Origin of the sequence: Duganella sp. sic0402 (assembly GCF_019219065.1) — a bacterium.
Lineage (GTDB): Bacteria > Pseudomonadota > Gammaproteobacteria > Burkholderiales > Burkholderiaceae_D > Rugamonas.
Genome location: NZ_JAHUWK010000005.1, coordinates 104795 through 118623 on the forward strand (window position 1 = coordinate 104795; position 13829 = coordinate 118623).

The 13829-nt window shown below is 61.9% G+C and carries 12 protein-coding genes, 1 tRNA gene and 1 pseudogene; 7 read left to right on the forward strand and 7 right to left on the reverse strand.

Going from position 1 to position 13829, the window contains the following annotated elements; genetic code table 11:
• The first annotated feature begins 19 nt into the window (after positions 1–19).
• Positions 20–453, forward strand: a pseudogene (locus KW842_RS27500) (DUF29 domain-containing protein).
• Between the two features lie 22 nt (positions 454–475).
• Here the strand turns inward: KW842_RS27500 and KW842_RS14440 are convergent.
• A tRNA-Met gene (locus KW842_RS14440) sits at positions 476–552 on the reverse strand.
• A gap of 160 nt (positions 553–712) precedes the next feature.
• Between KW842_RS14440 and KW842_RS14445 the strand changes: the two genes are divergently transcribed.
• From KW842_RS14445 to KW842_RS14470, 6 genes are all read left to right on the forward strand, one after another.
• Entirely contained in the window at positions 713–1294 is a 582-nt protein-coding gene (locus KW842_RS14445) for an NUDIX hydrolase (protein WP_218304809.1), read from the forward strand.
• 7 nt (positions 1295–1301) lie between these two features.
• On the forward strand, positions 1302–2030 hold the full coding sequence (aat, locus tag KW842_RS14450; RefSeq protein ID WP_218304810.1) for a leucyl/phenylalanyl-tRNA--protein transferase: 729 nt from the start codon (positions 1302–1304) through the stop codon (positions 2028–2030).
• A 38-nt stretch (positions 2031–2068) separates the two neighbouring features.
• Positions 2069–2797, forward strand: a complete 729-nt coding sequence (locus KW842_RS14455; RefSeq protein WP_218304811.1) for an arginyltransferase — start codon at positions 2069–2071, stop codon at positions 2795–2797.
• 33 nt (positions 2798–2830) lie between these two features.
• Positions 2831–3871, forward strand: coding sequence for a quinone-dependent dihydroorotate dehydrogenase (locus KW842_RS14460; protein WP_218304812.1), 1041 nt, complete (start codon positions 2831–2833; stop codon positions 3869–3871).
• 16 nt (positions 3872–3887) lie between these two features.
• The gene (locus tag KW842_RS14465) at positions 3888–4937 is read left to right on the forward strand and encodes an aldo/keto reductase (protein ID WP_218304813.1); all 1050 of its coding nucleotides are present in this window, start codon (positions 3888–3890) and stop codon (positions 4935–4937) included.
• A gap of 116 nt (positions 4938–5053) precedes the next feature.
• Entirely contained in the window at positions 5054–7396 is a 2343-nt protein-coding gene (locus KW842_RS14470; RefSeq protein ID WP_218304814.1) for a TonB-dependent siderophore receptor, read from the forward strand.
• Positions 7397–7408: 12 nt separating this feature from the next.
• Here KW842_RS14470 and KW842_RS14475 read toward each other — a convergent pair whose 3' ends face one another.
• From KW842_RS14475 to KW842_RS14500, 6 genes are all read right to left on the reverse strand, one after another.
• Positions 7409–9001 (reverse strand): methyl-accepting chemotaxis protein, encoded by a 1593-nt coding sequence (locus KW842_RS14475; RefSeq protein WP_218304815.1) that lies wholly within the window; start codon positions 8999–9001, stop codon positions 7409–7411.
• A 116-nt stretch (positions 9002–9117) separates the two neighbouring features.
• Positions 9118–10050, reverse strand: a complete 933-nt coding sequence (locus KW842_RS14480) for a CysB family HTH-type transcriptional regulator (RefSeq protein WP_218304816.1) — start codon at positions 10048–10050, stop codon at positions 9118–9120.
• Positions 10047–11117, reverse strand: a complete 1071-nt coding sequence (locus KW842_RS14485) for a sulfate/molybdate ABC transporter ATP-binding protein (protein ID WP_218304817.1) — start codon at positions 11115–11117, stop codon at positions 10047–10049. Before KW842_RS14485 ends, KW842_RS14480 begins: the two co-directional genes overlap by 4 nt.
• A gap of 4 nt (positions 11118–11121) precedes the next feature.
• Positions 11122–12012 (reverse strand): sulfate ABC transporter permease subunit CysW, encoded by an 891-nt coding sequence (gene cysW / locus KW842_RS14490; RefSeq protein WP_218304818.1) that lies wholly within the window; start codon positions 12010–12012, stop codon positions 11122–11124.
• The gene (gene cysT, locus KW842_RS14495) at positions 12009–12887 is read right to left on the reverse strand and encodes a sulfate ABC transporter permease subunit CysT (protein ID WP_218304819.1); all 879 of its coding nucleotides are present in this window, start codon (positions 12885–12887) and stop codon (positions 12009–12011) included. Before cysT ends, cysW begins: the two co-directional genes overlap by 4 nt.
• Before the next feature lie 95 nt (positions 12888–12982).
• A complete protein-coding gene (locus KW842_RS14500) occupies positions 12983–13759 on the reverse strand; it encodes a sulfite exporter TauE/SafE family protein (RefSeq protein ID WP_218304820.1) in 777 nt (258 codons plus the stop codon).
• Between the last annotated feature and the right edge of the window lie 70 nt (positions 13760–13829).

Genomic DNA, 13829 nt, shown 5'->3' on the forward strand with positions numbered 1-13829 from the left:
CGCTCTACGACGGTGCCCTATGGACGTTCATCTCAACAGCCGCTACGAAACCGATGCCCTGATCTGGACCGACACCCAGATCGCCCTGCTGCGCGCAGGCAAATTCGACCAGCTGGATGTGGAGAACATCATTTCCGAGCTGGGGTATCAAGTGCGAAAAGACAAGAACGAAGTATCCAGCCGGCTACGCGGATTGATGGCGCATCTGTTGAAATACCAATTCCAGCCAGTCATGATCGGGAAGAAATTCAGGACGTGTTGAAGCAAATGCCAAGCTTGCGGCCACAACTTGATGAATATGTCGCCCACGCCTATCCCCAAGCGGTACGCGCCGCAGTGCTGGACACCCGCATGCCAGCCTCAGCCTTCCCGCGAGAAAATCCTTACACCACAGATCAACTTCTCGATGAGGATTTTTATCCCGCCGAAAACGAAAAAGCCGTTGATCCCTGACGGCATCAACGGCTTTAGAATTTGGTTGCGGGGACAGGATTTGAACCTGTGACCTTCGGGTTATGAGCCCGACGAGCTGCCAGACTGCTCCACCCCGCGTCTGTGCCGTTATTATAGGGCAAATCCCTCGCTTAGGCAATATCAATCCCTAAAACAAGCACGATAGATCGAATAAATGCCGAGCCAACGCGTCCGCGCGTCTGCCGTGCATGCGGCAATCGGTGTAAAGTAAGCATTAAATCGACTTGAGCAATTGTTTATGAAATTCTGTTCCGAATGCGCCTCCCCCGTCAGCCTCAGCATTCCCGCTGGCGATAACCGTCCCCGCTATGTGTGCACCAGCTGCGCCACGATCCACTACCAGAATCCGAAAATGGTGCTGGGCTCGATTCCGGTATGGGAACGCGGCGGCGAACTGAAGGTATTGCTGTGCAAGCGCGCCATTGAGCCGCGCTACGGTTATTGGACGCTGCCGGCCGGCTTCATGGAAAACAATGAAACCACCGCCGAGGCCGCCATTCGCGAAACCCAGGAAGAAGCTGGCGCCAACATCAAGCTTGGCAATCTGTTCACGCTGCTCAACGTCGCGCGCGTCCACCAGGTGCATATGTTCTACCTGGCCGAACTGCTCGACCTCGACTTCGCGCCTGGCGAGGAAAGCCTGGAAGTCCAGCTGTTCAGCGAAAAAGAAATACCGTGGGACGACCTGGCCTTCCCCACCATCCGCACCACGCTGGAACTGTTCTTCGCCGACCGCATCAACATCCGCGAAGGCGGCAGCTACGGCTTCCACACACAGGACATCACCCGCAACATGCGTTCCGATAGCGACCCGGTGTAACGCATCGATGATACCCTGGCTCGACACCCACACGCCGTTTCCCGACGTCGCCGAAGCGCTGACCAAGGACGCGCCCGGCCTGCTGGCGGCCGGCGCCGACCTGTCGCCGCAGCGCTTGCTGATGGCCTACAAGCAGGGCATCTTCCCCTGGTTCTCCGAAGGCCAGCCCATCCTGTGGTGGAGCACCGACCCGCGCATGGTGCTGATGACGGAGAACTTCCGCATCACCGATTCGCTAAAGAAAAGCTTGCGCAAAGTCCAACGCAGCATGGAAGAAAACGGCCGCTGGCAAGTGCGCTTCGACAGCGCCTTCGGGCAAGTGATGCGCAACTGTGCCGCGCCGCGCCGCGACGGTCCCGGCACCTGGATCTCGGAAGACATCATCGCCGGCTACACCGGCCTGCACCAGATGGGCTATGCGCACTCGGCCGAACTGTGGCTGGATGGCGAACTGGTCGGCGGTGCCTACGGCGTCAGCATCGGCCGCATGTTCTATGGCGAATCGATGTTCGCGCGCGTCACCGACGGTTCCAAGATCGCCTTGGCCTACCTGGTGCGCTTCCTGCGCCAGCACGGCGTACAGATGATCGATTGCCAACAGGAGACCGGCCACCTGGCTTCGCTGGGCGCCGCCCCCATCCCGCGCGCGCAATTCCTGGCGCATCTGCGCAACAGTATTGAATTGCCGCAGATCACCGCATGGGAACCCGTTGCACCACTCGCTCCAGCCAGTTAAGCTAACATGGAGCCTCAACCACCGCCGATAGGACGTGCATGACGCACCTGAACGACCTGCCTTTCGCGACGCTGCAGTTTTACACCACGGCGCCCTACCCTTGCAGCTACCTGGACGCGCGCCAGGCGCGCTCGCAGGTTGCCACGCCTTCACACCTGATCAACGCGGATGTGTATTCGGAGCTGGTCAAGAACGGTTTCCGCCGCAGCGGCATCTTTACGTATCGTCCATATTGCGATGGCTGCCAGGCCTGCATTCCGGTGCGCGTGGTGACCGACGAGTTCCGCCCCAGCCGCACCCAGCGCCGCGCCTGGATGAAGCATGGCGACCTGCGCGCCGGCGTCGCCACGCTGTCCTTCTCCGACGAGCATTACGAACTCTATCTGCGCTACCAGAGCAAGCGCCACGCCGGCGGCGGCATGGACCAGGACAGCCGCGACCAGTACGCGCAATTCCTGCTGCAAAGCCGGGTCAACACGCGGCTGGTGGAATTCCGCGAACCGGGCGGCACGCTGCGCATGGTCAGCATCATCGATGTGCTGTCAGATGGGCTGTCATCGGTCTACACCTTCTTCGACCCTGATATGGAAGGCGCCTCCTACGGCACCTTCAATGTTTTGTGGCAAATTGAACAAGCACGGGAGCTGAAGCTGCCCTATGTCTACCTGGGCTACTGGATCAAGGAAAGCCCGAAAATGTCCTACAAAACCAACTTCAAACCGCTGGAGGCGCGGGTAAAAGGCGTGTGGAGCGTGCTGGACGCCTGATAAAATACGGGCGAATTACAACCAGAGCCGCCCATGTCCAACAAATTCCTGTACTCCCTGGCCCGTCCGATGCTGTTTTCGATGGAAGCCGAAGCCGCCCACCACTTCACCCTTCCCGCACTGAAACGCGCCGCGTCGCTGGGCCTGACCAAGCTGGTCGCGCAGCCCAAGGCCGATCCGCGCACCGTGATGGGGATTACCTTCAAGAATCCGGTTGGACTCGCCGCCGGCCTGGACAAGGACGGCGCCTACATCGACGCGCTGGCCGATCTGGGCTTCGGCTCGATCGAAGTCGGCACCGTGACGCCACGCGCGCAACCGGGCAATCCGAAACCGCGCATGTTCCGCCTGCCGGAAGCGCACGCCATCATCAACCGCATGGGCTTCAACAATGGCGGCGTGGACGCGTTTGTGGCCAATGTGCAGGCCTCGCGTTTTTACCAGAACAAGGAGGGCGTGCTGGGCCTGAACATCGGCAAAAACGCCACCACCCCGATTGAAAGCGCCACCGACGACTATCTGCACTGCCTGCAAAAAGTCTATCCTTACGCCAGCTACGTCACCGTCAACATCTCCTCGCCGAACACCAAGAACCTGCGCCAGCTGCAAGGCGGCTCGGAACTGGATGGCCTGCTGGGCACACTGAAGGAAGCTCAGCTGCGCCTGGCCGACCTGCACAAGCGCTACGTGCCGCTGGCCCTGAAAATCGCGCCGGACATGGATGGCGACCAGGTCAAGAATATCGCCGACGCGCTGATCCGCCACAAGATCGACGGTGTCATCGCCACCAACACCACGCTCGACCGCGACGCCGTGACCGGCATGCTGCACGGCGCGGAAGCGGGCGGCCTGTCGGGCGCACCGGTATTCCAGTTCTCGAATACCGTGATCCGCCTGCTCAAAGCCGAACTGGGCGATGCGCTGCCGATCATCGGCGTGGGCGGCATCATGCAGGGTGCGGACGCACGCGTGAAAATGGAATGCGGCGCGCAGCTGGTGCAGCTGTACAGCGGCCTGATCTACGCCGGCCCGGCGCTGATCAAGGATTGCGCCGACGCCGTGCGCGGCCACTAAGACTAAGGGAGCATCGATGGACAAGGTACAGCTGGGTAACAGCCATCTGCACGTCAGCAAAATCTGCCTCGGCACGATGACCTGGGGTGAGCAGAACACCGAAGCGGAAGCACACAGCCAGCTCGACTATGCGGTCGAGCGCGGTATCAACTTCATCGACACGGCGGAAATGTACCCGGTGATGGCGCGCGCTGAAACGCAAGGTGCGACCGAGCGTCACCTGGGCAGCTGGCTGAAGCAATCCGGTCAGCGCGACAAGCTGGTGATCGCCACCAAGGCGGCCGGTCCGAACGCCAGCATCGGCTGGATACGCGGCGGCCGCGCGCGCAACTTCGACGCCGCCAATCTGAAGGCGGCGGTGGAGAGCAGCCTGAAGCGGCTGCAAATCGAACATATCGATTTATACCAATTGCACTGGCCGAGCCGTAACGTGCCTGTATTCGGCAACAACGTGTTCAACCCGAAGCACGAGCGCGACAGCGTGCCGATTGAGGAAACGCTGGCGGCGCTGGGCGAACTGATCAAGCAAGGCAAGATCGGCGCGATTGGCGTATCGAACGAATCGTGCTGGGGCGTCAACGAATTCATCAAGCAGTCCGAGATGAAAGACCTGCCGCGCATCGCCAGCATCCAGAACCTGTACAACCTGAGCGCGCGCCACTACGAAACCAGCCTGCTGGACGAAACCTGCTACCGCGAAAACGTCGGCCTGCTGGCCTACAGCCCGCTGGCGTTTGGCCAGCTGAGCGGCAAGTACCTGGACAATCCGCAGGCGCACGGCCGGCTGACCGTCTTCCCGGCCAACTGGAGTCCGCGCTACACGCGCCCGGCGACGGTGGAAGCGGCGCGGCGCTACGCCCAGCTGGCGCGCGACCACGGCCTGACGCCGACGCAACTGGCGCTGGCCTGGTGCTACTCGCGCTGGTTCGTCGCCTCGACCATCATCGGCGCGACGAATCTGGAGCAGCTCAAGCACAACATCGACGCCTACGCCATCCAGCTGCCGCAGCAAGTCATCCAGCAAGTCGACCAGATCCACGCCGAGATCACCAATCCCGGCCAATAAATCCGGGATGCGACACCATATCCAAAACTTGAATATCATTAGTCATAACGATTAGTGGGCAGCATAAGCGCCCGCTGATATGCTTTTTTCTATTCATACTTTCAAGAGACTATCCGATGCGCGCACGTCCTTTGCTGCTGGCCAGCCTGATTTCCTCTATCGTCCTTCCCGCCTTCGCTCAAGAACAACCGGTGGATGGTGAATTGCAGTCCATCGTGGTGACCGGCACCTACGCCAAGAACCGCCGCACCATCGATACCGAATCGCCGGTCGACATCATCGGTGCGCGCGAGCTGCAGGCCAGTGGTTCGACCGAGCTGGCCACCGTGCTGGGCCGCGTGCTGCCATCGCTGAATTTCCCGCGCCCTTCCGGCGCCGATGCTTCCGATGCGGTGCGCCCGGCGCAGCTGCGCGGCCTGTCGCCTGATCAGGTACTGGTGCTGGTCAACGGCAAGCGCCGCCATGCATCGTCGGTGGTCAATGTCAACGGCACGCAGGGACGCGGCTCGGCGCCGGTCGACCTGAACGCGATTCCGCTATCGGCCATTGACCACATCGAGGTGCTGCGCGACGGCGCCGCTGCGCAATACGGCTCGGATGCGATTGCCGGCGTGATCAACATCATCCTGAAGAAAGGTGCGGCCGGCGGCGACGCTGAAATCGGCTTCGGTGAATATCAGGAACGCGACGGCAAGCAGGTTTCGGTACGCGGCTCGACCGGCTTCAATCTCGGCGAAGACGGCTGGATACGCCTGGCGGTGGATGCGGCCGACCGCGATCCGACCAACCGCGCCGGCGCCGACTACCGCTATCCAACCGATCCGCGCTACGGCAAGGTCAACCAGCGCTTCGGCGATCCGGAAACCAACCCACGCACACTGTTCGTCAACGGCCAGTATCGGGTGAGCGACGATATCGACTGGTACGCCTTCGCCAACTACGGCCAGCGCGAAACCTCGGCAGCCGCCACCTGGCGCAGCTTCGGCCGCAGCAGCATCTACCCGGAAGGTTTCCTGCCGCTGGAAAACAGCAAGTCCACCGACACCTCGCTGGTCACTGGCCTGCGCGGTGAAGCCAGCGGCTGGCGCTGGGACCTGAGCGCCAACTACGGCCGCAACAAATTCAAGCTGGACCTGGACAACACCGTCAATCTGACGCTGGCAGCCAACAGCCCGACCCACTTCTACGCCGGCCAGTTGCAAAACACCCAGTCGCTGCTGAACTTCGACGTGGCCAAAGAGTTTCCGGTGGACGGCTTCAGCGGCCCGCTGACGGTGGCGCTCGGCGCAGAATACCGTCATGAGGAATATAAGATCGGCGCCGGTGATGAAGCCTCGTACAGCGGCAGCGGTGCGCAGGGTTTCTCCGGCTTCCGCCCGGTCAACGCAGGCAGCAACAGCCGCCACAACCAATCGGTCTACACCAACTTTGAAGCGGAGATCACCAAGCAGTTCTCGGCCTCGGCCGCGCTGCGCCACGAGCGCTACAGCGACTTCGGCAACACCACTTCAGCCAAGGCGTCGACGCGCTATGCCTTCAATGATGCGGTGTCGCTGCGCGCAACCGCCTCGTCCGGCTTCCGCGCACCGTCGCTGGCGCAGCAGTTCTACACGATTACCACCACCAACTTCTCGGTGGTGAATGGCGTGAATACGCCGATCGAAACCGGCACCTTTGCAGTCGGCAGTGCCGCCGCGTCAGCGCTGGGCGCAACCCAGCTGAAGGCGGAGAAAGCCCGCAACTACAGCCTCGGCCTGCAATTCCAGCCTACCCGCAACTGGACCGCATCGATTGACGCTTACCGCATCGACATCGACGACCGGATTGCGCTGTCGGCCAACATGACCTTGAGCCCGGCGCTGCAACGCACACTGGCCGCGCAAGGCATCCTGGTCGGCGCCGGCCGCTACTTCACCAACGCCATCGATACGCGCACCACCGGCGTCGATATCCTCAGCACCTATCGCTGGGAAACCCGCGATGCAGGCCGTTTCGACTTTACCGGCGCCTACAACCACAACAAGAATTCGCTGGAACATGTGAACGCTAATCCGCCTATCCTGACCAGCAATGGCCTGACCTTGATTGATCGCCAGACCATCAACCGGATTACCGTGGGTTCGCCGAAAGACAAGTTCAGCCTGGCGACCGACTGGTCACTGGCGCAATGGGGCGCGCGTGCGGTGGTGACGCGCTATGGCAGCTTCACCGTACCGCAGAATAATGCGACGCTGGATCAGACCTATGATCCGCAGTGGGTGCTGGATCTGTCGGCCAGCGTCAAGCTGGGCAAGAACTGGCGCCTGACCGTTGGTGTTGATAACGCGACCGATCGTTATCCTGATAAGGTGACGTCGGCCGGCAATCTGTACAACGACGGCATCAACCCGTACAGCGGCTGGGCGCCGAATGGCTTCAACGGCCGCTACTACTACGCCAAGGCTGGCTTTACCTGGTAAGCCAGACCAGCCTCATGCCGCCGCCAGCCGCCGCGCTGGTGGCGGGTTTCCCGCCAGCTTGAACACACTCACCGCCTGCGCCAGCAGATCCGCCTGATCCCGCATGCTCTGCGCAGCCGCCGCTGCCTCTTCCACCAGCGCCGCATTCTGCTGCGTTACATCATCAATCGACACAATCGCCTGATTCACCTGCTCAATCCCCGTGCTCTGCTCGCTGCTGGCCGCACTGATCTGCTGCATGATCTGCGCCACCTGCTGCACCGATTGCTCAATGCTCTGCATCGTCGCACCCGCCTGATCCACCAGCGCAGAACCAGCATCCACCGTCTCCACCGACCTGCCGATCAGCTGCTTGATCTCCTTGGCCGCCGAAGCCGAACGCTGCGCCAGCCCGCGCACCTCGGACGCCACCACCGCAAAGCCTCGTCCCTGTTCACCCGCGCGCGCTGCCTCCACCGCCGCATTCAAGGCGAGAATATTGGTCTGGAACGCGATCCCGTCAATCACACTGATGATGTCCACGATCTTGCTGGAACTCGCCTTGATCGCCCCCATGGTCGACACCACCTCGCCCACCACCTGTCCGCCCTTGCTCGCATAATCGGAGGCCGCCACCACCAGCCGCGTCGCCTGGCGTGCGTTCTCGGCGTTTTGCGTCACGGTCGAGGTCAGCTCCTCCATCGATGATGCGGTTTCCTCCAGGCTGGACGCCTGCTGCTCGGTGCGCGTCGACAAATCCATATTGCCGGTGGCAATTTCATTCGACGCATGAGTGATCGTATCCGTACCCGAGCGCACCTGGCCCACCGTGCGCGCCAGCGATTCGTTCATATCAATCAGTGCGCGCAGCAGCTGGCCGGTTTCGTCGGTGGTATGGCATTCCATGCGCATGGTCAGGTCGCCGCCGGCCACTGCCTGCGCCATGCCGACCGCGCGGTTCAAAGGCTGGGTGATACTGCGCGTGATGACGTACAGCACCCACGCCGCCAGCGCCGCAGCCGCCACCGTCAACACTATCATCGTGGTGCGCGAGCTGCTATAGGATTGTTCGGCCACCGTCGCCGTCTGCTCGATCGCGGCGCTCTGGAATTTGACCATGTCGGTCAGCGCGTTGAGATAGGCGGTCTGCTCCTTGCGCACCGTGGTCAGCAGGTATTTGACCGACTCGTCGCGGCGGCTGGCGTCGGGCGACATCGCCAGGAAAGCGCTCTGCACCACGCTGTATTTTTCGCGCGCGTCCAGCACCGCCTGTAGCTTGGCCTTGCTTTGCGGGTCGCCATCGTCGGCGATCAGCCGGCCCAGCTTGTCGAGCCGCTCGCCATTTTCGACGCGCCGCTTTTCCACCCGCTCCAGCTCGGCCTTGACCACCGCCGGATCGCTGGACAGCATGGCATTGCGCATGGCGCGCGCCACATCGTTCAAGCCGCCTATTGTTTCGTAAGCCAGGATGACCTTGGGCACCTTGTCGGACGCCAGGTCTCTGGTGTTGTCGTTCAGGCGGCCCAGCTTGGCGATGCCTTCAACCGAAATGCCGATCATGAAGAGGATGGCCACGCCCAGACCGGCTGCGAGGCGGTAGCCGATTTTCCAATTACCGAAACCCATTACGCGCTCCCCTGAGTTGGATGCAGGGAGTCAGTATATGGTCATTCCAGCATGAAAATTAGAAAAATTGAATGACTGTTTTGCCGCCGCCACAGTGATGTAGCGGCGGCAACAAATCAGGACGGGTCCCCGCCATTGAGGGCGGCGTCGATGTCGGCGCGGCTCAGGTCCGGCGCGAATTGCTGGATGAAATGATAGGCGTAGGAGCGCAGGTAAGCTCCCTTGCGGACTGCCAGTCGCGTGGTGTTCTGCGCGAACAGATGCGATGCTTCCACCGCGCGCATGCCTTTGTCGCGGCCGTGATCAAACGCCATCGAGGCCACGATACCTACCCCCAGGCCCAGCGACACGTACTGCTTGATCACATCCGAGTCCATCGCGGTCAGCACGATGTCCGGGCGCACGCCGGCCTGCGCGAATGCCGCGTCGATATGGCCGCGGCCGGTAAAGCCGACGTCATAGGTAATCAGCGGGAACTCGGCCAGGTCTTCCAGCCTTATCGGCGAGCGCGACAGCAATGGATGGCCGTCCGGCACCACAATCAGGTGGCTCCAGCGGTAGCACGGGAAGGACACCAGGTCCGGGAACTGCGACAGGCCTTCGGTGGCGATGCCGATGTCGGTCTTGCCGGACAAAATCCATTCGGCGATGTGCTCAGGCGCGCTCTGCTGCAAGGCGATGCGCACGTCCGGATACGCGGTGCGGAAGCTCTGCACCACTTTCGGCAGCGCGTAACGCGCCTGGGTGTGGGTCGCCGCCACGCTCAGCGTGCCGCTTTGCTGGCCGGTGTATTCCAGGCTGGCCTGTTGCAGGTTCTCGGCCTCGATCAGCAGGCGGTCGATGATTTTCAGGATGCCCTTGCCCGGCTCGGTCATGCCGGTCAGGCGCTTGCCGTTGCGTTCAAAGATGACCACCCCCAGCTCGTCCTCCAGCTCGCGGATCTGGCGCGACACGCCAGGCTGCGAGGTGAACAAGGCGTTTGCCACTTCGGTCAGGTTATAGCCACGGCGGGCTGCTTCGCGGATGGACCGCAGTTGTTGGAAATTCATACGGATGCTCCTTCGTCGACGAACACGCGCAGGCGCTTCGGACGTACTACCAGGGTTTCGCCCTCCTTCAGGCCGAGGCTGATAAAGCGCTCGTTCGGGATGACGGCTTCGATCAATTCGGCGTTATCGCCGCGCTCCAGGTCCAGCTGGGCCAGCGGGCCGATCGCATGCGCGCGGCGCAGCTTGACCACAATGCCCTCGGCGCCTGGCGTATAGCGGTCCACGTCCAGCTCGTGCGGACGCACATAGGCCGTGCCCTTGCCGGCCGCATGCGATTCGCCCGGCACGGTGAAGCTGGCGTCGCCGCTGGCCAGTACGCCATCCTGCACACGGCCATGGAACACGTTGACGTTACCCAGGAAGCCGTAGACGAACGGCGAAGCCGGATGGTTGTACACCTCGTCCGGCGCGCCGATCTGCTCGACGTTACCCTTGTTCATCAGCACCACCTGGTCCGCCACTTCCAGTGCCTCTTCCTGATCGTGGGTAACGAAGATCGAGGTCACGTGCAGCTCATCGTGCAGGCGACGCAGCCAGCGGCGCAGTTCCTTGCGCACCTTGGCGTCCAGTGCACCGAACGGTTCATCCAGCAGCAGTACGCGTGGCTCAACCGCCAAGGCGCGCGCCAGTGCGATACGCTGACGCTGGCCGCCCGACAGTTGTGGCGGATAGCGGTCGGCCAGCCAATCCAGCTGCACCAGCTCCAGCAGGTCTTTGACCTTGCGGCGGATTTGCTCTTCCGACGGACGCTCGCTGCGCGATTTGACGCGCAGGCCGAAGGCGACGTTCTCGAACACCGTCATGTGCTTGAACAGCGCATAGTGCTGGAACACAAACCCCACCTGGCGCTCGCGCACGTGACGGTCAGAAGCGTCCTGGCCGTCAAGCAGCACCTGGCCCGAGTCCGGATGTTCCAGGCCGGCGATGCAACGCAGCAGCGTGGTCTTGCCGCAACCCGATGGGCCCAGCAGCGCGGTCAGTTCGCCTTGCGGGAAATCCAGCGAGATGTTGTTGAGCGCGACGAAATCGCCGAACCGTTTGTTGATGTTTTTTACTTGGATGGTCATGGTATTACTCCGAAGTACGTGCGTCGTCGGCGACGGATTCGTTCAGGCGCCAGGCGATAAAAGTTTTCACAACCAGGGTCACCAGCGCCAGCAGCGCCAGCAGCGAGGCCACGGCAAAGGCGGCGGCAAAGTTGTATTCGTTGTACAGAATCTCGACTTGCAGCGGCATGGTGTTGGTCTCGCCACGGATGTGGCCAGACACCACCGATACCGCACCGAACTCGCCCATGGCGCGGGCGTTACACAGGATCACGCCATACAGCAGGCCCCACTTGATGTTCGGCAGCGTCACGCGGCGGAAGGTGTCCCAGCCGGACGCGCCCAGCACGATGGCGGCCTCTTCTTCTTCGCTGCCCTGCGCCTGCATCAGCGGGATCAGCTCGCGCGCCACAAACGGGAAGGTGACGAAGATGGTGGCCAGCACAATGCCCGGCACCGCAAACAGGATCTTGATGTCATGCTCCATCAGCCATGGACCGAAGTAGCCTTGCGCGCCAAACAGCAGCACATAGATCAGGCCCGAGATCACCGGCGACACCGAGAACGGCAGGTCGATCAGCGTCAGCAGGATGCTCTTGCCGCGGAACTCGAACTTGGCGATGCACCAGGATGCCGCCACGCCGAACACCAGGTTCAGCGGCACCGCGATGGCGGCGGTAATCAGCGTCAGCTTGATGGCCGAGATAGCGTCGTCCTCGAAGATGGCGGCGCTGTAGGCTTCCCAGCCTTTTTTCAGCGCCTCGAAGAACACCGACACCAGCGGCACGAACAGGAACAGCGTCAGGAACAGCAGCGCGATGGCGATCAGTACGCCGCGCACCCAGCGTGGTTCCAGAATGTCCGCCCTGGACGGCAGTTCGCCGCGACGGACCGGGGTAACAGGTGCTCCGCTCATGATTTATCCGACTTTCCGCGAGCCCAGGCTTGCAACAGGTTGATGGCCAACAGCAGGATGAACGACACCACCAGCATCACGGTCGCAATCGCGGTGGCGCCGGCATAGTCGTACTGCTCCAGTTTGGTGATGATGAACAGCGGCGTGATCTCCGACACCATCGGCATATTGCCGGCAATGAAGATCACCGAGCCATATTCGCCGGTGGCGCGCGCGAAGGCCAGCGCGAAGCCGGTCATCAGCGACGGCAGAATGGTCGGGAACACCACGCGCGAGAAGGTCTGCCAGGCGTTGGCGCCCAGGCTGGCGGCAGCCTCTTCCAGTTCACGCTCGGCGTCTTCCAGCACCGGCTGCACCGTGCGCACCACGAATGGCAGGCCGATGAAGGTCAGCGCAATCACCACGCCCAGCGGCGTGAACGCCACCTTGATACCCAGCGTGCCTTCGATGAACTTGCCCAGCCAGCCGTTGGCCGAATACAGCGCCGTCAGCGTGATGCCGGCGACGGCGGTCGGCAGTGCGAACGGCAGATCGACCAGCGCGTCGACGATGCGCTTGCCGGGGAACTCATAGCGCACCAGTACCCACGCCACGATGCCGCCGAAAATGACGTTGATGAAGGCGCCGATCAGCGAAGCGCCAAACGTCAGCTTGTAGGATGCAATCACGCGCGCCGAGGTCACCGTGGTCCAGAACGAATCCCAGGTCAGGGTGAACGTTTTCAGGAAAACGGCCGACAGCGGGATCAGCACGATCAGCGTCAGATAGAAAATGGTGAAGCCCAGCGACAGCCGGAACCCCGGCATGACACGGAACGGTGCGCCCCGTTTAGCCACTGGCGGCGGTACGGCGGACGCTGCAAGAACAGCAGACATAATTGCTCCCTTATTACAAAACCTTCTATAAGGGCTGCATGTTCTCACCTAAGCTTCATAATACAAACGAAGCATTAGTCATTTGATTAGATGTTTCAGCTATATACCAGCTTGGCCGCCACGGCTACGAGCGTTACTGCCAGGATACTGCGCAACAGCCGCTCGGGCACGGCGCGCGCGACGTAAGCGCCTATGGTGATGCCAGGCACGGAGCCGATGAGCAGCGTCAGCAGCAAGCTCCAGTTAATCGAACCCAGCCACCAGTGGCCAACGGCGGCAATCGCGGTCAGCGGCACGGCGTAGGCGATGTCGGTGCCAGCCACTTCGGCGGCGCTCAGGCGCGGATAGAGCATGACCAACAAGGTTGCACCGATGGCGCCGGCGCCGATCGAGGAAATGGTCACCAGCACGCCCAGCACGGCGCCGGACAGGATGGTGGCGTTGCGCAGAGCGTCGCCCTGCAATTGGCGCTCCGGGTGGGCGGTAATCCAGGCCAGCATCTTGCGCTTGAACAGCAGCGCCACCACGGTCAGCATGACGGAGGTGGCGATCATGTAGCGGATAATTTGGCCCATTTCATGGCTGAGCGTACCGAAATGTTTGAGGGCGAGACTGGCCACCAAGGCCGCCGGCAAGGCGCCCATGCAGAGTCGGCGCACGATGTCCCAGTGGACCGTGCCGCGCCAGCGGTGAGTGAAAGTGCCGACACCCTTGGTCAGCGAGGCAAACGCGAGATCGGTGCCGACCGCCACAGCGGGCGTGACGCCGAACATCAAGGTCAGAAGCGGTGTCATCAGCGAACCACCGCCGACACCGGTCATGCCGACCAGCAGACCAACCGCGAATCCTGACGCAACAAACTGCACATCCATAGAGTTTCCCCAAAGTAGGCCCGAAGGGTAACTACTCTGGGGAGCAAACCAAACAACGAAAAACTAATAA

Coding starts and splice junctions, on each gene's coding strand:
- cysW (WP_218304818.1), bottom strand. CDS start 12,012: ATGAGCGGAGCACCTGTTACCCCGGTCCGTCGCGGCGAACTGCCGTCC.
- KW842_RS14470 (WP_218304814.1), top strand. CDS start 5,054: ATGCGCGCACGTCCTTTGCTGCTGGCCAGCCTGATTTCCTCTATCGTC.
- KW842_RS14455 (WP_218304811.1), top strand. CDS start 2,069: ATGACGCACCTGAACGACCTGCCTTTCGCGACGCTGCAGTTTTACACC.
- KW842_RS14500 (WP_218304820.1), bottom strand. CDS start 13,759: ATGGATGTGCAGTTTGTTGCGTCAGGATTCGCGGTTGGTCTGCTGGTC.
- aat (WP_218304810.1), top strand. CDS start 1,302: ATGATACCCTGGCTCGACACCCACACGCCGTTTCCCGACGTCGCCGAA.
- KW842_RS14480 (WP_218304816.1), bottom strand. CDS start 10,050: ATGAATTTCCAACAACTGCGGTCCATCCGCGAAGCAGCCCGCCGTGGC.
- KW842_RS14445 (WP_218304809.1), top strand. CDS start 713: ATGAAATTCTGTTCCGAATGCGCCTCCCCCGTCAGCCTCAGCATTCCC.
- KW842_RS14485 (WP_218304817.1), bottom strand. CDS start 11,117: ATGACCATCCAAGTAAAAAACATCAACAAACGGTTCGGCGATTTCGTC.
- KW842_RS14465 (WP_218304813.1), top strand. CDS start 3,888: ATGGACAAGGTACAGCTGGGTAACAGCCATCTGCACGTCAGCAAAATC.
- cysT (WP_218304819.1), bottom strand. CDS start 12,887: ATGTCTGCTGTTCTTGCAGCGTCCGCCGTACCGCCGCCAGTGGCTAAA.
- KW842_RS14460 (WP_218304812.1), top strand. CDS start 2,831: ATGTCCAACAAATTCCTGTACTCCCTGGCCCGTCCGATGCTGTTTTCG.
- KW842_RS14475 (WP_218304815.1), bottom strand. CDS start 9,001: ATGGGTTTCGGTAATTGGAAAATCGGCTACCGCCTCGCAGCCGGTCTG.